We start from the raw sequence: 18,130 nt of genomic DNA, 5'->3' as shown, positions 1-18,130 counted from the left end.
GCCCGCGCAGGGCGCCTCAGGGCCGCCAGGGCTGCGGCGCCTGCGCATAGGAGACATAGAGCGGATGCCGCGGCGCCCCGGCCTTGGTCAGCCCCAGGTGGAACAGCGGCTTGCCGCCGTTCTGCAGGGTCGCGGCCGCCTCGACGTCCCGGTGCAACAGCGCACCGTGCACGCCCCAGGCGCAAAGCACCCGATCCGCCCAGGCGACGGCCTCGGCCATCGCGGCATCGTTGTCGGGCCCGACCGGATCGGGATGGGCATACAGCGCCTTCGGATCGGTCGCTCGGAGGGCAAAGAGGTTGGTGACGCGAAAGGCGCCGAACCCCAGCCGCCGCGCCCGCCGCTCGACCCGTTCGATGGTCGGGTCGTTGCGTTCCTCGGTGGCGGTGGAGGGGTTCAGCATCACCACCAGCAGCTTCGGCGCGGCGGCGTCCCAGACCCGGGTCAGCGCATAGCGATACCGCCCGCAGGCAGAATAGACGGCGGTCGACCGGGTTTCCCCCGAAGAATGGCTGCGGACGATCATCAGCCCTCTGTGCCGCGCGAAGCACCGAAAGGCAAACCGGCCAAGCGTCGGGGGATGGGCAAGACCGTGCTCGTCGGCAATACTCGGACCATGAGCCAGAGCGACCGCCTTGCAAATCTCGTCCCGCCCGGGCCTGACCTGTCGGCCCTGCCGACCAGCTTCCATATCGGGGGCACGCCGCTGTTCGGCCTGGTGCTGATCGCCGCCGGAGTCATCGGACCGCTGGTCATCGGCGGCATTCTTGGGCTGATCGGCCTGGTCGCGCAGGGCCTTCCCGCCGCCTGGGGCTGGATCGTGCTGGCCTTCGCCGCGGGGCCGTTGCTGGCGATCCCCTGGGGCTGGTGGATCATGAACAGCCGGACGGTCGTTGAACTGGGCCCCGAGACGGTCAGCTACCACCGCAAGACTCCGCTGCGCGGGACAAGTTGGGAAGCGCCGCTGTCGGAGTATACCGCCGTGGTCTACCGCCGGGTCCTGCCACCATCGAGCAGCAAGACCGGGACCACGCGGCACGGGGTCGAGTTGCGGCACGGTGCGGGCAAGCACACGGTGCGGCTGGTCCAGTCGAGCGAGGAAGGGCTGGCCCGTGCAACGCAGGCGCGGCTGGCCGAACTGACCGGCCTGCCGGCAACCGAAGACAGTCCGGTGCGCGGATAGCGCCGCCGCTGCGCCGGCTCAGGTATTGAACACCCGGCTCGGGTGCAGTTCTCCGGCCTTGTAGATGCCCACCGCCACCGCGCGCCCGTCGAGACTGGCCCAGGCCTCGTCGCCGTATTTTGCCTCCGAGGTCAGCACCAGCCCCGGATTGCCATTGCGCAGCCTGGCGGCGCCTTCCGGGGTGCAGTGCAGTTCGGGCAAGCCCTCCAGCGCAATTTCCAGCGGCAACAGCCTGGCATCCAGATCAGGCGTGCGGGCCAGCGTCTCGATCTCGTCCCAGGTGATCGCGCCCTCCAGGGTGAAGGGGCCGGACCAGATGCGGCGCAGGGCGGTCACATGGCCGAAACAGCCCAGGGCCTGGCCCAGATCGCGGGCGATGGAGCGGACATAGCCGCCCTTGCCGCAGACCATCTCGAACTCGGCATGATCGGGATCGGGCCGTGCCACCAGCGTCAGGCTTTCGACCCAGAGCGGGCGGGCGGCAATCTCGAACTCCTCGGCGCCGCGGGCCCTGGCATAGGCGCGTTCGCCGTCGATCTTCACCGCCGAGAACTTCGGCGGAACCTGCAGGATGTCACCTTCAAAGGCCGGCAGGGCAGCGCGGATCGCCTCGTCCGAGGGGCGCTGCCCGGATTGCTCGATCACCTCGCCTTCGGCATCGTCGGTATTGGTCGCCTGGCCCCAGCGGACGGTGAAACGATAGCATTTGTCGTCATCGGTGACGAAGGGCACGGTCTTGGTCGCCTCGCCGAAGGCCACCGCCAGCAGCCCGGTCGCCGCCGGATCCAGCGTGCCGGCATGGCCTGCCTTCCTGGCGTCCAGCGCCCAACGCAGCTTGTTGACGACGGCGGTCGAGGTCGGGCCTGCGGGTTTGTCCACCACCAGCCAGCCCGAGATATTGCGGCCCTTCTTGCGTGCCATGTCGGCCCCTTCGTGACGTGAAACGGCCTGCTATCGCGCCCGGCCGCGCCCGTCAACGCCCGCCCGGCCCGGTCCGGACCGCTTGCGGCTTCCTATTCCAGGGATCCCCGCCTCAGGCGCCCGCGACTGCCGGTCGCGCTGGCACAGCCCTTCCGGGCACCTCAGCCGCCGGCCACCAGCCCCAGAATCGGTCCCATCGGGCGGCCCGGGTCGGCGCGGCCCAGTTCCGGGGCATAGAGCCGCGAAATCCTGCCGTCGAGATAGAGTGCGTTCGGCGTCTTCAGCCGATCGCGGAACAGCGTGGCGAAGGTATAGAACGTCACCGGCCGGTCCGAGATCACCAACCAGGCCCGGCGGCCATCGGCCGAGACCCCGACACCGTTGCGGATGTTGCGACTGTCGGAATCCTTCAGGAACTTCGGGTGCAAGGCCCCGCCGATGACCAGCATCGGGCCGGACTGGCTGGCGAAACGGCAGGACGGCTGCTCGGCCTCGTAGGCCCGGCTTTCGACCACCCGGAACCGGTCGTCCTCGATGCAAAAGACGCCATTCGGCAGCAGCCCGAAATTGCCCGGCCCGGCCCGCGTCACCAGCCCGGCAATCTGGCTGCCGTTCTCGACATAGAGTCCGACCGGGCGCCGGTCGGGATGATACATCCCGCCATTCATCGCGAAGACAAGTCGCTTGCCGGTGGCCTTCAGCGCCGCCGAGAGCCTTTCGAAACTGCCATAGGGTTTTCCGTCCCGGCCGTTCAGGAACAGGCGCAGGTCTTCGCCGGCGTCGATCTCGCAAACGGCATAGGTTTCGCCCCGGTCGCTGATTTCCTCGCAGGTCGCCGCGGTTGCGGCACCGGACGCGGACGCCAGAAGCGCCAGCGCCAGACCCGCCCTAATCGCCGTCCGGAACATCGTCCTGGCTCTCCGACAGGTCGCGCTTGACCCGCTCTTCGGCGAACATCCTGCGGGTGGCGTCGAGCCGGTCGAAGGTCTCGTCGATGGCGAATTTCAGTTCGGGCGAATATTTCAGCGTCATCGCCCTTGTCACCGCGCGGCGCAGTTCGAACCGGTTCCGGCGCAGGGCGTCCAGCATCTCGTCGCGGCCCTGCCCGCCCAGCGGCAGAACGTAAGCGGTGGCGATCTTGAGGTCGCTGGTCACCACGACCTCGCCGACGGTGATCGGAATCCGGTTCAGGTCGGGATCGTGGATCTCGCCCTTCTGCAGGACATCGGACAGAGTCCGACGAATCAGCTCGCCGACGCGCAGCTGGCGTTGCGAGGGTCCGGAATGGGGATGTGCGCCGCGGGCCATGAGCGCCAGATAGTCCCCTTGCCGGGCATCTGCAACAGGGCGCAGGATGACATTGCCGTGGCAGAGCTTCGGTCGCGGGCTTTGCGCGCGGCGGCAGCTTTCGCTAAGAGGCGGAACGCGCAGGGCGAAGCGGAGGCGGAACGATGGCGGAATTGCCGGGAATAGTGGTGACGGGCGCTTCGGGGCGGATGGGGCAGATGCTGATCCGCACGGTGCTGGACTCGGGCCGCGCCCGGCTGGTCGGCGCGATCGAACGGCCCGGCCACGACTGGATCGGCCAGGACCTCGGCACCGCGATGGGCGGTGCTGCGATGGGCCTGACGGTCGAGAGTGATCCGCTGGAGGCCTTCGCACGGGCACAGGCGGTTCTGGATTTCACCGCTCCCGCCGCCACGGTCGGCTTCGCCGAACTCGCCGCCCAGGCCCGCGCTGTGCATGTGATCGGCACCACCGGGCTCGAGGCCGGGCATCTGGCCGCGATCCGGGCCGCCGCCCGCCACGCGGTGATCGTGCGGGCCGGGAACATGAGCCTTGGCGTCAATCTGCTGACCAAGCTGACCCGGATGGTCGCTGCAGCACTCGACGAGGATTTCGATATCGAGATCGTCGAGGCGCATCACAACCGCAAGGTCGACGCCCCCTCGGGCACTGCGCTGATGCTGGGGGAGGCCGCGGCCGAGGGGCGCGGCGTCGATCTGGACAAGGTCGCCGACCGGGGCCGCGACGGCATCACCGGGGCCCGTCGGCGCGGAAACATCGGCTTTGCCGCAATCCGTGGCGGCGATGTGGTCGGCGAGCATGACGTGATCTTCGCCGGCCCGGGGGAACGGATCGTGCTGCGGCACCTTGCCAGTGACCGGTCGCTGTTCGCCAAGGGTGCGCTCCGGGCCGCCCTCTGGGGGCAGGACCGCGCGCCGGGCGAATACGACATGATGGATGTGCTGGGGTTGAGCGAGGCCTGACACGCTTCGGGGCCGCCCGCCGGCCTCCGCTTGCACCGTCTGGCCGGTCGTCCGGCCCGGCAGGAAGCGCGATGCAGAACGTCCGCCCCCCGTGCCACAGGGTCTCCACCGTCGCGGTCACGGCCCCTGACGCCGAAGGCGTCGCACGCACATGAAAGGAACGTTCTGTCAAAGGGTTAGCGTCCACGCGACCAAGGCCACAGACGATCAAGACGGGAAGCCCGCCGAGCCATTGGATGGGCATTGCATGCCTTCGAGCCTGCCGGCCCCGGGCACCGGTCCGGTCGAAAAGACGGCAGCGAACATGTCCGCGGCGGTCCGGGCGGCCAAAAAACGGGCATTCGGCCACCCCATGCCACCCGACGGAACGCCCAGTGTTGCACGTTTGTAATGTTGCCGTGATGTGTCTGCGAGGCACGAGGACCATATCCCCCGCGAAACAAGCGAACCCGAGGATCAAGACAATGGCCGGACTTGACCGCAACCTGCACCGTCCAGGCCCTCAGCCCTTGCCGAAGGCAACCCCGCCGGCGGTGACGGAGCGGCCCGGTCGCGGAACGGTCACCCGCGACAGGACCAGACATCAGACGCTGTTCCTGTCCGACATGCATCTGGGCGCCCGCGGCTCGCGGCCCGATCTCATCCTGCGCTTCCTGCAGGAAAACGAGGCCGAGACGCTCTACCTGGTCGGAGATATCGCCGACAACTGGCACCCGCTGGCGCAGAACTGGACCGAGCCGCACCATCAGGTGCTGCACCACATCCTGGACCTGGCTCGGAACGGTACCCGGGTGATCTATATCCCCGGCAATCACGATGCCTTCTTCCGCCAGTATGCCGGGACCGATTTCGGGGGCATCGAGGTGCGCCTGGAGGCGACCCATCGGGCCGCCGACGGCCGCAGCTATCTGGTCGTCCACGGCGATTGCGCCGATGTCTTCGCCCGCCGGGCACCGCTTCTGGCCCGGCTCGGAAGTCTGATCGAGACCGGCGCCCACCACCTGGACGGGCTGATGCGCAGCATCAGTCGCCGGATGCGCAAATCGGAGTGGACCGGGATCGCCCGGATGATCGACGCGACCAATGCCACGATCCGTCACTGGGACCGGTTCGAGGAACGTCTCTCCGACCTGGCGAGCGCGCGCGGCCATGACGGAATCGTCTGCGGACATTTCCACCAGCCGGCGCTGCACAGCGCGCATGGCGTCATCTATGCCAATTGCGGCGACTGGGTCGGCAGCAACACGGCGCTTGCCGAGGGTTTCGACGGCCAGATTCGTTTGCTGGAACTCTCGCCCGAGACCGAGACAACGGCCCCTGAAAGCCGGCGCCCCCAGACGGAGGGCGGGCTGACGCCCGTCGCCTGACATGACCCATCTGCTGATCCTGTCCGTCGCGGGTCTTGCGGGGGTCGCTCTGTTGATCCACCTGGCCTCGATCGCTCTGGTCTGGCCACGGTTTCTCCGAACCACCGGATCGAAGCCGGCGCAGGCCCATCCGGCCATCACCGTGCTGCGGCCGGTCTGCGGCCTGGACCCGGATATGGACGAGACCCTGGCCAGCACCTTTGCCGCCATGTCGGAAGATGACGAAGCGATTTTCTGCATCGCCGCAGCCGACGACCCGGCGATACCGGTGGTGAAGAGGCTGATCGACGCCAACCCGCAGGTCACCGCGCGGCTGCTGATCGGCGACGACCGGATCAGCGGCAATCCCAAGCTGAACAACCTTGCCAAGGGCTGGGCGGCGGCGCGAAACGACTGGATCGTGATGATCGACAGCAACGTGCTGTTGCCGGACGACTATATCCAGCGGTTGTTCGATCACTGGACGCCCGGCACCGGGCTGGTCACCTCGCCGCCGGCGGGAATCCGTCCGGTCGGGTTCTGGGCGGCGGTCGAGGCCGGGTTTCTCAACAGCTATCAGGACCGCTGGCAGCTGACCTCGGACCAGATCGGCAACGGCTTTGCGCAGGGCAAGGTGCTGATGTGGCGGCGCGCCCTGCTGGAGCAGGCGGGCGGGCTGGCGGTGCTGGGCCATGACCTGGCCGAAGATGTCGCCTCGACCAAGGTGGTGCGGGCGGCGGGGCTGAAGGTTCGCGTGCTGGATCGGCCGCTGCCGCAGCCACTGGGCCGACGGACGGCGGACGAGGTCTGGCTGCGGCAGCTTCGCTGGGCGCGGGTCCGCCGCTCCGGCTTTCCGGGGCTCTATGCGGTCGAGCCGCTCTCGACGGCGGCGCTGCCCATGGTGGCCGTGGCCGGGCTGGCCATTGCCGGGGCGATGCCCGCGCCCCTCGCACTCGCCTATCCGGTTCTCTGGTATGGGGCCGAATGGGCCCTGGCCCGCCGCGCCGGCTGGCCATCGTCCCCCGTGCAGGTCCTGGCCTGGCTGCTGCGCGATACGCTGATCCCGGCGGTCTGGCTGACGGCTTTTGCAAGCCGTGGCTTCGTCTGGCGCGGCAACGCCATGCATGACGACGACACCGCGCTGCATCCGGCAGAGTAGACCCGGGCCATGGCGATCTCGACCGACACAATCTCACAGCTGATCCAGGCACACGGACTGCTGTTGCTGTTCCCGCTCTCGGTGGTCGAGGGGCCGATCGTCTCGGTCGGGGCGGGCTGGATGGCGAAGCTGGGGCTCGTCTCCTTCGGTTGGGCCTATGTGATCCTGATCCTCGGCGACCTGATCGGGGATGCGCTGCACTATGCCGCCGGGCGCAGCGGGCTGCGCCTGTTTCCGGAGCGCTGGCGCAAGCGGCTCGGCATCGATTCAGCGGCGATGCAGGCGCTGGTGAACCATTTCGAGGTCAGGGGCGGGCGGACGCTGATCCTGGCCAAGCTGACTCATTCTCTTGGCTTCGCGGCGCTGATCGCATCGGGCGTGGCGCGGATGCCGTTCCTGCCCTTCCTCTGGTTCAATTTCCTGGGAACCCTGCCGAAGACCCTGGCCTTCATGCTGCTCGGCTATGCGATGGGCCATGCCCAGACCCTGATCAGCACCTGGCTTTGGCGCGGTTCGCTGGTGGTGTTCGTTCTGGGGGTGGTGGCGCTGATCTGGTTTCTCAGGCACAGGGCGCAAAGGTCATGACAGAATACGGCCCCGGCATATCCTGCATCGTTCCGGCCTATAACGAAGGCCCCCGGATCGCTGCGGTTCTTTCCGCCCTGGCGGCGCATCCGCAGATCGACGAGGTGATCGTGGTCGATGACGGCTCGACCGACGAGACCGCAGCCGTCGCCGAAGCCGCCGAAGGGGTGCGGCTGATCCGGCAATGGCCCAATGGCGGCAAGACCGCGGCTCTGGCCACCGGGATCGCCGAGGCGGCGCACAGCCATCTTCTGTTCCTGGACGCCGACCTGCTGGGGCTGCGCGCCAGCGACATCACCGCGCTGGTCGAACCGGTGCTCGGGGGACATGCCGAGATGGCCATCAGCCTGCGCCGCAATGCCCCGAAGCTGTGGCACTGGATCGGCATCGACTACATCTCGGGCGAACGGGCGCTGCATCGCGACCTGATCTCGGACCGGCTGGACGAATTGCGCGGGTTGCCGCGTTTCGGTTTCGAGGTCTGGATGAACCAGCTTTGCCTGGCCCGCCGGGCCCGGATCGCGGTGGTGCACTGGCCCGACGTCAACAGCCCCCTGAAGGCCCGCAAGTTCGGCTGGATCGCGGGGCTGCGCGCCGATGCCGGGATGATCGCCGACCTACTGCGCAGCGCATCGCCACTGACCCTGGCCCGGCAGATCGCCGGAATGGCGCGGCTGCGGATCTGATCCAGCGGAGGCCGGCAGCGGCGGCCGCGGCTTCGGGAGCGACGGTCATTGACGCGCCCCCTCGGCCCCAAGTATTGCAGGGCAAATCGACGGCATGAACAGCAACAGCGACAGCGACCGGGCGTTCAGGCAGGGCATGGCCCTTCCCGCATCCCGGCGCAGGAATTTCAAGGCAAAGTGAGGGACGCGGAATGGGTCGGATCGTCTATGTGAACGGCGACTATGTGGATGAGGCCGAAGCCAGGGTGTCGATCTTCGACCGCGGCTTCCTGATGGCCGACGGGGTCTACGAGGTGACCTCGGTCCTGGATGGCAAGATTCTGGACTATCCCGGCCATGCCGCGCGGCTGGCGCGCTCTCTGTCCGAACTCGATATGACCCCGCCGGTCTCGGACGACGAACTGCTGGCGATCTTCCGCGAGATGGTCGAACGCAACAAGCTGGTTGACGGCATGATCTATCTGCAGGTCACCCGCGGCAATCCCGGCGACCGGGATTTCGCCTTTCCCGACCCCGAGAAAGTGTCCCCGACCCTGATCCTGTTCACCCAGTCCAAGCCCGGCCTTGCCGACAGCCCGGCTGCGAAATCCGGGTTGAAGGTGATCTCGGTCCCCGAAATGCGTTGGAACCGGCGCGACATCAAGACGACGCAGCTGCTCTACCCCTCGATGGCCAAGATGATGGCCAAGAAGGCCGGCGTCGATGATGCCTGGCTGGTGGAGGACGGGATGGTGACCGAAGGCACCTCGAACAACGCCTATATCGTCAAGGACGGCGCAATCATCACCCGCAACCTGTCGAACGACATCCTGCACGGCATTACCCGGGCCGCGGTGCTGCGCTTTGCCCGCGAGGCGCAGATGAAGGTCGAGGAACGCTCTTTCTCGATCGACGAGGCGCAGGCGGCGGATGAGGCATTCATCACCTCGGCCTCGTCTTTCGTGACTCCGGTCATCGAGATCGACGGCACGGCCGTGGGCACCGGCAAGCCCGGCCCGGTCGCGGGGCGGCTGCGCGAAATCTACCTGGAAGAAAGCCGCAAGACCGCGATCTGACAGGGAAACCTCGCCCGGGGCGGGTCATTCGGCCCCGGGATTGGCATCATGGTGCCACGAGTTTGGCCAAATTCCTGACAATACTTCGAGCCGACCTGTCCCAGTCAGGAGCGTTCGGAGATTTGATGTTCAGCGAAGATTCCCTGCCAGTGCCCGCCGAGGCCCTGGCCGCACCGGAACTGGTCGACAAGGTCGCCGCCTACCTCAGCCCGCTGCGCGACCTTGTTGCACGCGGCGTGCCGATGGTGCGGTTTCCCATTGATCTCAGGGCCCTGGAAACAGTCCCCGAGCTGATGAACATGCTGGCCGACCCGGACCACGGTTTCGCTGCCTACGAAAAGCATGTCGGCGTTCAGTCGGACCGCGCCGGCGAAGCGCTGGACGGGCTGCGCCGGGCCGGCAAGACCAGATTGCTGGACCTGATCGCGCCGCGTTTCATCGCCCTGCGAGAAGCGACCGCCGACGAACGTCAGGCCCTCGCCGAGTCGCTGGACACGCAGATCACCGACAGCGAGCGCCGGACGCTCGAGAACTGGGGCTGGCAGGGATTTGTCGATGCCACCATCGCCCGGTTGTGCCGGGCCGTGAAGGTCGAGCCGGTCAGCGCCAGCAGCTATCAGAGCGCCATCGACTCCCTGGCCCAGGTCTGGGGCAATGACCCGCATAGTGCCATTGTCGCGGCCCTGGCCGAAGACCGGTCGGTGCCCGGAGCCCTGGCGCGGGTTTTCCTGCGCAAACTCACGCTTCGGACCCTTTCGGACAGCGGCACCGAGGTTGTGCAGGGGCCGTCATCGGGGCGGCTGACGCGGCTGCTGGGAAGCCAGGAAGAGGTCATCGAGCAGCGTCGGCGGATCGAGACCGATTGCGGCACGCTGCATCTGGCGACCCGTCTGGGGCACAAGATCGAGGTCTCGGTCGAGATGGAATCGCCCGGTCACCGCCGCACCCAGTTGATGAAACTCTCGCGCCGGGTCGGCCCCGAACTGATGGACGGGCTCGAAGCCGACCTGCGCCGGGTGATGAGCCAGGCCAGCGCCTGAGACCAGCAGAGCGCGGATCCGCGGCAGAGCCTTATCTCAGGCGTGGCGGACGGTTCGGGTCCGAGCCCGGCGGTTGCGGTCCGGGCGCGTCGGTCTCGGGCTGCGCGCCACTCGGCAGATCGAAGCGCAGCGCCTGACCGGCCAGCCGCCCCGTCAGCGCGTCGTTTTCGGCCAGGAAGGCCACGTCCAGCACCGTTGCCTCCTGCCCCGAAAAGATCAGCGCCTCGCCCAAAGCCTGCGCCAGCGCCTGCTCGGCCCCGGCGACAGCACCGACCAGCGCCAGAAGATGGCCCTCGCGCCCGTCCGACCAGCGTGCCTCGGCCAGCAGCGCATGGCTGGCCAGGCCCGCGGCCCGTGCCAGCTTTCGGTCGAGGGCGGCGATGACCTCGGGTGGCAGGCGCGGGGGCGCCAGATGGACCGGGCGCGATTGCATCGGCTCGGGCGCCACGGCAAGGGTCTCGGCCAGCCAGTCGATTGCCTCTGCCCCCAGCAGGAAGGAGGACGGCGCCACTCCGAGGTTCAGCCCCAGCCCGATGCCCTGCCCGGCCAGCATCTGCACCAGGGCCCGCCCGGGCAGCGCCGCATAGGGCGCCGGAGCGCCGGTGAACGCGGCCAGCCGGGCCTCGTTGTCGAAGCTCAGTGCCAGGCGGCCGTCCTCGGTGTCGAACAGGGCCGGGGCCGGATCGGCGCCGGGGGCCGGGTCGGCGGCCAGCCAGAGGATCAACTCGGCCTCGACGAGGGCTTCGTAGAACCGCAACCGCAGGGTGGCATCCTCGGGGGCGGCCTCCATCGCGGCATGGGCACGATCCAGCGGAGTCGGGTCTTCGGTCATGCCAGCACCTCGGCAACGCGGGCCCGCAGCGCGGGCAGCAATTCGCTTGTGAACCAGGGGTTGCGTTTCAGCCAGCCGCTGTTGCGCCAGGACGGATGCGGCAGAGGGAAGACCGATGGCGCATGGCGGCGCCAGTCCGCGACCCTTGCATTGACCGAGGAACCCTTGCCCAGATGCCAGTTCTGGGCATGGCTTCCGACCAGCAGCGTCAGCCGGACCTGCCCCAGGGCTTCCATGACTTTCGCCCGCCAGGTCCGGGCACAGAGTCCCGGCGGCGGCAGGTCGGACCCCTTGGCATCATAGCCGGGAAAGCAGAAAGCCATGGGCACGATGGCGATCCTGTCCCGGTCGTAGAAGGTCGCTTCATCGAGGCCCAGCCAGTCCCGCAGCCGGTCGCCGGACGGATCGGTGAAGGGCTTGCCGCTTTCATGCACCCTGAGCCCCGGGGCCTGCCCGGCGATGAGCAGCCGCGCACCCGGCCGAATCCAGACCACGGGCCGGGGCGCATGGGCGGTGGCCGTGGCCGCAAAGGCGGGGGCGCAGAGCCGGCAGGCGGCGATGTCATCCAGCAGCGACATGCGGACCGGAATAGTCCCTGACCCGGGAAAGGGAAAGTGCCGGCGCGGATTGCCGGCAGGTCGCCCCCCCGCGCCGTCATGATCCCCACCTGCCGCCCCGGCCGGAGCCCTCCCCCGTCTCGACCGGGGCGGGGCCCAAAACCATGCAAGACCATGAATAACAGGCATGATCGGGCGTTTCTGGCGTCTGCCTAGGGTTGCCGCCCCCTGCGCTTTGCCGTATCTCAAAAATGCGTCCGGACCATAGGGCAAATACGTCCGGTCGAGCTGGTTCGACGCCTGCGCGTTCAGCATATCGGCGCACAGCATGCGATTTGCCAACTGAGCGCCGCCCCCATGCGGCATTTGGACGAAAGGATTCTGCCCGTGCGGGTACTGCTGACAGTATTGACCCTTCTTGCAACTGCAGTCCCGGGTTGGACAGAGGAAGCCGCCGCCGCACCGCCGGATCTGACCGGAAACATCCTTTCCTGGGCCGTCGTCGCGTCGCTGGTAATCGCCTATGGCTTCGTGGTCTGGGGCGAGAAGCACGAATTGAAGAAATCGATCCCGGTCCTGATCGGTGCCGGCGTGATCTGGACCTTCGTCGCGCTGGTCTATCATGAACAACACGACCCCGAGCTTGTCGAGGTGATGAAAGCCGGATTCGAGACTTCGGTCATCGAGATCGGCGAACTGACCTTCTTCCTCGTGACCGCCATGACCTATGTGGTGACCATGCAGGAGCGGAACGTCTTCGAAGCGATCCGCTACCGGATGCTGCATGCCGGCCTGTCGCAACGGTCGATCTTCTGGGTGACGGGCCTCGCGGCTTTCGTGCTGTCGCCGTTTCTCGACAACCTGACCACCGCGCTGGCCCTGATCAGCGTCGTTCTGGCGGTCGGCTCGGCCACCCAGGACCGCAAGTTCGTCACGCTCGCGGCAATCAACCTTGTCGTCGCGGCCAATGCCGGCGGCGCATTCAGCCCGTTCGGCGACATCACCACCCTGATGGTCTGGCAGGCCGAGAAGGTGGAATTCCTCGAGTTCTTTTCGATCTTCCTGCCATCGCTGATCAACTGGCTGGTCCCCGCCGTGATCATGTCCCTGGCGATCCAGAACAGCGATGCCCATGCCAAGAACGAACCGGCGAAGATGAAGCACGGCGCCCGGGTGATGATCGCCCTGTTCGGCGTCACCATCTTCATGGCGGTCATGGCCCATATGGTCCTCGACCTGCCGCCGGTCATCGGGATGACCACCGGGCTTGGCCTGCTGATGCTCTATGGCTATTTCCTGTCGCATCACGAGCATTTCCACTTCGAAGCGCCGGCCCTGCCTTCGGGCATCGCCTTCGAGCACCGCGAACTGATCGAACGCCAGTTCAAGCCGCGGTATCGTCCGTTCGACCCGATGATCTCGATCAAGAACCTCGAATGGGACACTCTGCTGTTCTTCTACGGCATCCTGATGGCGGTCGCCGGGCTGGCGCAGGTCGGCTATCTGGTGAAGGTCTCCGAGCTCATGTACGGCCACCTGGGCGCGACCGTCACCAACAGCCTGGTCGGCGTGCTGTCGGCGATCGTGGACAACATTCCGGTGATGTCGGCGGTGCTCAGGATGGATCCCGAGATGGTACATGGCCAGTGGATGCTGGTCACCCTGACGGCCGGGGTCGGAGGCTCGCTGCTGTCGATCGGTTCGGCTGCGGGGGTGGCGCTGATGGGCGCCGCCAAGATGCAGAACGAGGACGGCCGCTACGTCTCGGTCTACACGTTCATGAGCCACATCCGCTGGACCTGGGCGGTCGCCCTTGGCTATCTCGCGAGCATCGGCGTGCATGTGATGATTCACACGATGCAATGACCCTTGGCCCGGCCTCCCCGGCCCGACGCCCCGCTGTCCGGCAGAGCTGCCGGACAGGTTTCGATTGATCGCGAATCGGGAACAATCCCCCGCATGCGAAGGCCCGATTCGCCACAAATCCGGGGTTTCCCGTTTCTCTGGAGGCGTCGATTGGACATAATATGGCCCAAATGGACTGCCATAGCTCCGATCGTTAACAATGCTCGGTTAAGAGCTGGAAATGCTACTGTGGCAGGCGTCGGGGCGCATGTAACCAAATGCTCGAGTTCATTAATGTCAGCAAGTCCTTCTGGACGGGCAGCCAGCGCAAGGTCATCCTCGATCGCGCCTCGTTTCGCGTCGAGCTGGGCCGGTCGCTGGGCATTCTGGCGCCGAACGGCACCGGCAAGACGACCCTGGTCAACATGATGGCCGGGCTCGAGAAGCCCGACGAAGGCGAGGTGCGCCGGACCTCGAAAGTCTCGTTTCCGCTGGGCTTCATGGGGGGCGTCGTCGGCCGCCATACCGCGCGCGAGAACGCCCGCTACATCGCCCAGCTCTACGGAATCGACCCGGACTACATGGAAGCCTTCACCCGCTGGCTCTGCGGCCTGGGGGAGTATTACGACATGCCTCTGGGCACCTATAGCGCCGGAATGAAGTCCCGCTTCTCCTTTGCGCTTCTTCTGGCCCTGGAGTTTGATATCTACCTGATTGACGAGGGGATGCCGTCCTCGACCGACGTCGAGTTCAACCGCAAGGCGGGCAACATCCTGCGCGAGCGGCTGGAAAGTGCGACGGTGATCGTGGTCTCGCATTCCGCCGACACGCTCGAGAAGTTCTGCCAGCGGGCGGCGGTGCTGCGCGACGGGCAGCTCTATCAGTTCGATTCTCTGGAAGAGGCGAAGCAGCTTTATGACTACCAAGCCTAAGGCCAAGAAGTTCCGCATTCGCCGCTCCGCCTCTCTGGCCGGCGATCCGGCCCCGGCAAATGTCGGCACCACGAAGGCCCCCGGCAGCGGCGGCGGCGCCGCGGCGGCACGGACCCAGGCCCCGGATTTCGACTCCGACACCGCATTCGCGAACCATGACGACGGCTTCGGCGACCAGAAGTTCACCCCCGCCCAGAACGCCAATATCGCCGAGCCCGAGGAAGTGGCCAGCGACGCGGCGCTGGATGCGATCCGCCGTGAAGGCCTGACCGGGCGCCAGTTGCGGATGGCCCGGCGGGTGGCCCAGAAGCACGGACTCGCGCCGACATCCGATTTCGACGCGGTGCGGCTCTTGCGCGAGCAGGGCATCGACCCGTTCGAACGTTCGACCATGCTGGAGCTGGTGATTGCCGACGGCAAGCCGGCGGGCGGCGGCGGGCAGCTGAAGCCTGCGGGGCCCAATCTGCCGCAAACCATCCAGAAACCGCAGCTGCCCTCGGCCAAGATGATGGGCGAAGAGGCGCGGGCCCAGGAAATCTTCAACATCCAGCGCGACATCGCGCGCCGCCGCCGCCGCCGGCTGATGCTGCTGCTGAGCCGTCTGGCGGCCTTCGTGCTGCTGCCGACGCTGATCGCGGGCTTCTACTACTACAACATCGCCACCCCGCTCTATGCGACCAAATCCGAGTTCCTGATCCAGAAGGCCGACGCCACCACGCCCGGAAGCCTCGGCAGCCTGTTCTCCGGCACCCAGTTCGCCACCACGCAGGACTCGATCACCGTGCAGAGTTACCTGCAGTCGCGCGAGGCGATGCAGCGGCTGGACCGGGAGCACGGGTTCAAGGCGCATTTCAGCCAGGAATCGATCGACCCGATCAAGCGCCTGCCGCCCGATGCCACGAACGAGGACGCCTACAAGATCTACCAGAGCCATGTGAAGATCGGCTTCGACCCCTCGGAAGGGATCATCAAGATGGAGGTGATCGCAGCCGATCCGCAGACTTCGGAGGAGTTCTCCGAGGCCCTGATCGGATATGCCGAAGAGCAGGTGGACCAGATGTCGCAACGCCTGCGCGAAGACCAGATGAAGGGCGCCAAGGAGAGCTACGAGGCTGCCGAGGCCAAGATGCAGGCCGCCCAGGACAGGGTGCTGGAACTGCAGGAACGTCTGGGCGTGCTGGACCCGGTCTCGGAAACCGCGGCGCTGATGGGCCAGATCACCAATTTCGAAACACTCCTGCGGCAGAAGGAACTGGAGCTGAAACAGCTCCAGGACAACGCCCGCCCCAACCAGGCCCGGGTCGATGGTGTCCAGGGCGATATCGACCGGCTGCGGGCGCTGGTCGCCGAACTGCGCTCGCAATTGACCAAGAACGCCGACGGTTCGGCCTCGCTGGCGCGCATCTCCGGCGAGCTGAAGATGGCCGAAACCGATCTCGCGACCCGGCAGATGATGATGCAGGCCGCCCTGCAGCAACTGGAAACCGCGCGGATCGAGGCCAACAAGCAGGTCCGCTACATCACCGAAGGCGTCAGCCCGGTCGCCCCGGACGAGCCGACCTATCCGCGCAAGTTCGAGAACACCCTGCTGTCCTTCCTGGTATTCTCGGGGATCTATCTGATGATTTCCCTGACCGCGTCGATCCTGAAGGAGCAGGTAACCGCCTGACTCGCAGCACCACCGACACGCCAGGTGCGCGGAGGTGCAATTTGCTGCGAAAGAGGGCTTGCGGCAGCGCCGAGGGGTCAGTAAAAGCGGCCACCGTTGGGGCGTCGCCAAGTGGTAAGGCACCGGTTTTTGGTACCGGCATTCGCAGGTTCGAATCCTGCCGCCCCAGCCAACCTCCTGAAAGCTGAAGGTTTGGTGGAACTGGCCCCAGAGCGGAATCCAGAGTGCCCCGGAAACTGCCCCAGTCCCCTGACAGAGGGCAGAGGACCTTGCTGCCCAGGCGCAAGGGTTCAGCGATGCGGACCACTACTTCGGCTGGTTGGCTGGGTACGTGTTGAAGCGGGGACTACCGAACTGAAACGATCTCCGGTGGCTCTTCGGAATTGTCGGGGGTCAGGTTTGCTTTGCATTTCTTATCAGATCAGGCGACCCAAGTGGCTGGGCCTTTGGTGCTCTGCCAGACACGTCACCCAAAGCCGACCTCAGCGCAGAGCCATGCTAGCGGCAGATACGGCCCCGGCATGGACTTCCATCGTGTTAATCTCTGCGTCCTACTCTTGCTCGCGGACCATTTTCCTTCGGATGTTGCGCACACGGTAAGCAATCTCGCGTAGATGACGTTCATCAGTTCCGCAGCAGCCTCCAAAGATATCCATGTGTGGCAGGCGTTGCGCGACGTCCGCCATTTGCTGACCAAGTTCTGCCGGGTCTCCGTCCTCGAGGTGCCCAAGCTTACAAAGTGCGATCTTCTCCATCGCAGAGGCGTTCGGTCGGATACAGCGCAGTCTTTCCTGCCAGGCCCCGCCATCGAGGGCTGGCTCGAATTCCAGTGGATGCGAACAGTTGCAGGCGTAAAACTCAGGCCCGAAGCTGGTTTGCTGGTCTATCTCGACGATCGCTTGTGCCAAGGTTGGCCCGGATTTCAACTTGCAACTGCTGTCAAGCGTCAGTCCCATTGCAAATGAAACACCCAACGCATTCGCCGCACGCGTTGCCCCAACTGACTCGGGGACATTGTTGAATGTCATCGCCCAAGCCAAATCTACGCCTGCCTCCCTCAACGTTTCCAACTGAACGGAATGATACTCTTCCGCCTCGTCGGCGGTGATCGTTCGATTCAAAGAGTAGGCATCGCCACGTGGCCCAACCGTTCCGGATATGTATATCTTCTCGATTGAGTTCTCGAATTCTCGGGCGAGGTCACGGAGAAAATCGATGCACCGATGCTGGATCGTCGCCAGACCTTCCGGTGAGTAGCCCAGCAATCGTCCCCAATCCGGACTTGCCCGATAGTCCAGCCCGTTCAACACGACACAGAATCCGGTTTCAGCTGCGACGCCAAGCATGCGCCTCCACATCTGTTTCATGGCTTCCAGCGCCGCAGGATCATCAAGCAGTGGAAACATCGCGAAGTGCGGCAATTCGAAGCCGTCCTTGTACATGATCTCTGTCTCGATGCCGCCCTCGGTCAGATATAGGCGGTCATCTGAACGGGGAGGGAGAATGTCTGCGCGCATGTCGGCTGTCTCCAACTTTCCCAGTCTGCTACCCTAGGGGCAACCAAGGGATTCGGTCAAACCCGGTGCTCTCCCGCGGCAAGCTGGTCGAGTTCGCCTTTGCGGCGTTCAGAATATGGCATCTCGTGGCAGTTCGATGCGCAAGGCGGAATCTTCAAGCACAGCAGCTCATCGTCCAATCCACAGCACCAGTCCCAGCAAGTCACTAAGCCGCCAGTGGGCTCAGAGAGGCCTGTAAGCTACCATATTGAACTCGGAGCATTGCACAGGAGTTTCCGAACACCACCAGCCCCCCGTCAGAGGCCCGGAGAGGCCCCTCAACACCCCCCAAAGGCCCCACCAACTGCCCCAGTCGAGCCCACCACTGACGGTAAGCGATCCGGTTCAAGGTCGTGCAAGGACTCCTGCCGCCCCAGCCAACACATTCCATGCCAGACAGTTGCGTGAAGTGATGCACTCGGCACGCCGGACTGTTGCGGTCGGCTGTGACAGGTCACTGCACGAAGCGCATGACGTCGGGCCGCTCACCACGA

At 65.9% G+C, this 18,130-nt stretch carries 18 protein-coding genes and 1 tRNA gene; 12 read left to right on the top strand and 7 right to left on the bottom strand.

Annotated features, from left to right (window positions below):
- Positions 1–16: 16 nt before the first annotated feature.
- The gene (locus tag NUW50_RS16500) at positions 17–526 is read right to left on the bottom strand and encodes a DUF1643 domain-containing protein (protein ID WP_258290261.1); all 510 of its coding nucleotides are present in this window, start codon (positions 524–526) and stop codon (positions 17–19) included.
- 54 nt (positions 527–580) lie between these two features.
- Here NUW50_RS16500 and NUW50_RS16495 point away from each other — a divergent pair, with 54 nt between their 5' ends.
- Positions 581–1,183: a hypothetical protein gene (locus tag NUW50_RS16495; RefSeq protein ID WP_258290260.1), complete on the top strand. Its 603-nt coding sequence runs from the start codon at positions 581–583 to the stop codon at positions 1,181–1,183.
- Between the two features lie 18 nt (positions 1,184–1,201).
- On the opposite strand, the gene truB is transcribed toward NUW50_RS16495, so the two are convergent.
- The 3 genes from truB to rbfA form a co-directional block, all read right to left on the bottom strand.
- Entirely contained in the window at positions 1,202–2,104 is a 903-nt protein-coding gene (gene truB / locus NUW50_RS16490) for a tRNA pseudouridine(55) synthase TruB (protein WP_258290259.1), read from the bottom strand.
- Positions 2,105–2,265: 161 nt separating this feature from the next.
- Entirely contained in the window at positions 2,266–3,012 is a 747-nt protein-coding gene (locus NUW50_RS16485; RefSeq protein ID WP_258290258.1) for a phosphodiester glycosidase family protein, read from the bottom strand.
- On the bottom strand, positions 2,993–3,412 hold the full coding sequence (gene rbfA, locus NUW50_RS16480) for a 30S ribosome-binding factor RbfA (RefSeq protein ID WP_258290257.1): 420 nt from the start codon (positions 3,410–3,412) through the stop codon (positions 2,993–2,995). The genes NUW50_RS16485 and rbfA overlap by 20 nt, the downstream gene beginning before the upstream one ends.
- A 143-nt stretch (positions 3,413–3,555) precedes the next feature.
- Here rbfA and dapB point away from each other — a divergent pair, with 143 nt between their 5' ends.
- The 7 genes from dapB to NUW50_RS16445 all read left to right on the top strand — a co-directional run bounded on the left by dapB (position 3,556) and on the right by NUW50_RS16445 (position 10,245).
- A complete protein-coding gene (gene dapB / locus NUW50_RS16475; protein WP_258290256.1) occupies positions 3,556–4,374 on the top strand; it encodes a 4-hydroxy-tetrahydrodipicolinate reductase in 819 nt (272 codons plus the stop codon).
- A gap of 464 nt (positions 4,375–4,838) precedes the next feature.
- Positions 4,839–5,741, top strand: coding sequence for a UDP-2,3-diacylglucosamine diphosphatase (locus NUW50_RS16470; protein ID WP_258290255.1), 903 nt, complete (start codon positions 4,839–4,841; stop codon positions 5,739–5,741).
- Between the two features lies 1 nt (position 5,742).
- Entirely contained in the window at positions 5,743–6,879 is a 1,137-nt protein-coding gene (locus tag NUW50_RS16465; protein WP_258290254.1) for a ceramide glucosyltransferase, read from the top strand.
- Positions 6,880–6,888: 9 nt separating this feature from the next.
- Positions 6,889–7,464, top strand: a complete 576-nt coding sequence (locus NUW50_RS16460; protein ID WP_258290253.1) for a DedA family protein — start codon at positions 6,889–6,891, stop codon at positions 7,462–7,464.
- Positions 7,461–8,150 (top strand): glycosyltransferase family 2 protein, encoded by a 690-nt coding sequence (locus tag NUW50_RS16455; RefSeq protein WP_258290252.1) that lies wholly within the window; start codon positions 7,461–7,463, stop codon positions 8,148–8,150. The genes NUW50_RS16460 and NUW50_RS16455 overlap by 4 nt, the downstream gene beginning before the upstream one ends.
- Positions 8,151–8,341: 191 nt before the next feature.
- A complete protein-coding gene (locus NUW50_RS16450) occupies positions 8,342–9,205 on the top strand; it encodes a D-amino-acid transaminase (RefSeq protein ID WP_258290251.1) in 864 nt (287 codons plus the stop codon).
- A 125-nt stretch (positions 9,206–9,330) separates the two neighbouring features.
- Positions 9,331–10,245: a hypothetical protein gene (locus NUW50_RS16445; RefSeq protein ID WP_258290250.1), complete on the top strand. Its 915-nt coding sequence runs from the start codon at positions 9,331–9,333 to the stop codon at positions 10,243–10,245.
- Positions 10,246–10,276: 31 nt separating this feature from the next.
- Here NUW50_RS16445 and NUW50_RS16440 read toward each other — a convergent pair whose 3' ends face one another.
- Positions 10,277–11,077 (bottom strand): SseB family protein, encoded by an 801-nt coding sequence (locus NUW50_RS16440; protein ID WP_258290249.1) that lies wholly within the window; start codon positions 11,075–11,077, stop codon positions 10,277–10,279.
- Positions 11,074–11,655, bottom strand: a complete 582-nt coding sequence (locus NUW50_RS16435; RefSeq protein ID WP_258290248.1) for a uracil-DNA glycosylase family protein — start codon at positions 11,653–11,655, stop codon at positions 11,074–11,076. The genes NUW50_RS16440 and NUW50_RS16435 overlap by 4 nt, the downstream gene beginning before the upstream one ends.
- Positions 11,656–12,021: 366 nt before the next feature.
- On the opposite strand from NUW50_RS16435, the gene nhaD reads away from it, so the two are divergent.
- The 4 genes from nhaD to NUW50_RS16415 all read left to right on the top strand — a co-directional run bounded on the left by nhaD (position 12,022) and on the right by NUW50_RS16415 (position 16,252).
- Entirely contained in the window at positions 12,022–13,500 is a 1,479-nt protein-coding gene (nhaD, locus tag NUW50_RS16430) for a sodium:proton antiporter NhaD (RefSeq protein WP_258290247.1), read from the top strand.
- 257 nt (positions 13,501–13,757) lie between these two features.
- Positions 13,758–14,411 carry an ABC transporter ATP-binding protein gene (locus NUW50_RS16425; RefSeq protein ID WP_258290246.1) on the top strand — a complete coding sequence of 218 codons (654 nt, stop codon included), beginning with the start codon at positions 13,758–13,760 and terminating at the stop codon, positions 14,409–14,411.
- Positions 14,395–16,080 carry a capsule biosynthesis protein gene (locus tag NUW50_RS16420; protein WP_258290245.1) on the top strand — a complete coding sequence of 562 codons (1,686 nt, stop codon included), beginning with the start codon at positions 14,395–14,397 and terminating at the stop codon, positions 16,078–16,080. The genes NUW50_RS16425 and NUW50_RS16420 overlap by 17 nt, the downstream gene beginning before the upstream one ends.
- A gap of 97 nt (positions 16,081–16,177) precedes the next feature.
- Positions 16,178–16,252, top strand: a tRNA-Gln gene (locus NUW50_RS16415).
- Between the two features lie 379 nt (positions 16,253–16,631).
- On the opposite strand, the gene NUW50_RS16410 is transcribed toward NUW50_RS16415, so the two are convergent.
- The gene (locus NUW50_RS16410) at positions 16,632–17,597 is read right to left on the bottom strand and encodes a homocysteine S-methyltransferase family protein (protein ID WP_258290244.1); all 966 of its coding nucleotides are present in this window, start codon (positions 17,595–17,597) and stop codon (positions 16,632–16,634) included.
- Positions 17,598–18,130 lie beyond the last annotated feature (533 nt).

It is taken from the genome of Frigidibacter sp. ROC022 (assembly GCF_024723735.1).
Classification (GTDB): domain Bacteria; phylum Pseudomonadota; class Alphaproteobacteria; order Rhodobacterales; family Rhodobacteraceae; genus SLM-1.
Note: the sequence above shows the minus strand (reverse complement) of the source record. Positions and strands in the feature narration are given on the sequence as shown.

Coding starts and splice junctions, on each gene's coding strand:
- NUW50_RS16500 (WP_258290261.1), bottom strand. CDS start 526: ATGATCGTCCGCAGCCATTCTTCGGGGGAAACCCGGTCGACCGCCGTC.
- NUW50_RS16495 (WP_258290260.1), top strand. CDS start 581: ATGGGCAAGACCGTGCTCGTCGGCAATACTCGGACCATGAGCCAGAGC.
- truB (WP_258290259.1), bottom strand. CDS start 2,104: ATGGCACGCAAGAAGGGCCGCAATATCTCGGGCTGGCTGGTGGTGGAC.
- NUW50_RS16485 (WP_258290258.1), bottom strand. CDS start 3,012: ATGTTCCGGACGGCGATTAGGGCGGGTCTGGCGCTGGCGCTTCTGGCG.
- rbfA (WP_258290257.1), bottom strand. CDS start 3,412: ATGGCCCGCGGCGCACATCCCCATTCCGGACCCTCGCAACGCCAGCTG.
- dapB (WP_258290256.1), top strand. CDS start 3,556: ATGGCGGAATTGCCGGGAATAGTGGTGACGGGCGCTTCGGGGCGGATG.
- NUW50_RS16470 (WP_258290255.1), top strand. CDS start 4,839: ATGGCCGGACTTGACCGCAACCTGCACCGTCCAGGCCCTCAGCCCTTG.
- NUW50_RS16465 (WP_258290254.1), top strand. CDS start 5,743: ATGACCCATCTGCTGATCCTGTCCGTCGCGGGTCTTGCGGGGGTCGCT.
- NUW50_RS16460 (WP_258290253.1), top strand. CDS start 6,889: ATGGCGATCTCGACCGACACAATCTCACAGCTGATCCAGGCACACGGA.
- NUW50_RS16455 (WP_258290252.1), top strand. CDS start 7,461: ATGACAGAATACGGCCCCGGCATATCCTGCATCGTTCCGGCCTATAAC.
- NUW50_RS16450 (WP_258290251.1), top strand. CDS start 8,342: ATGGGTCGGATCGTCTATGTGAACGGCGACTATGTGGATGAGGCCGAA.
- NUW50_RS16445 (WP_258290250.1), top strand. CDS start 9,331: ATGTTCAGCGAAGATTCCCTGCCAGTGCCCGCCGAGGCCCTGGCCGCA.
- NUW50_RS16440 (WP_258290249.1), bottom strand. CDS start 11,077: ATGACCGAAGACCCGACTCCGCTGGATCGTGCCCATGCCGCGATGGAG.
- NUW50_RS16435 (WP_258290248.1), bottom strand. CDS start 11,655: ATGTCGCTGCTGGATGACATCGCCGCCTGCCGGCTCTGCGCCCCCGCC.
- NUW50_RS16425 (WP_258290246.1), top strand. CDS start 13,758: ATGCTCGAGTTCATTAATGTCAGCAAGTCCTTCTGGACGGGCAGCCAG.
- NUW50_RS16420 (WP_258290245.1), top strand. CDS start 14,395: ATGACTACCAAGCCTAAGGCCAAGAAGTTCCGCATTCGCCGCTCCGCC.
- NUW50_RS16410 (WP_258290244.1), bottom strand. CDS start 17,597: ATGCGCGCAGACATTCTCCCTCCCCGTTCAGATGACCGCCTATATCTG.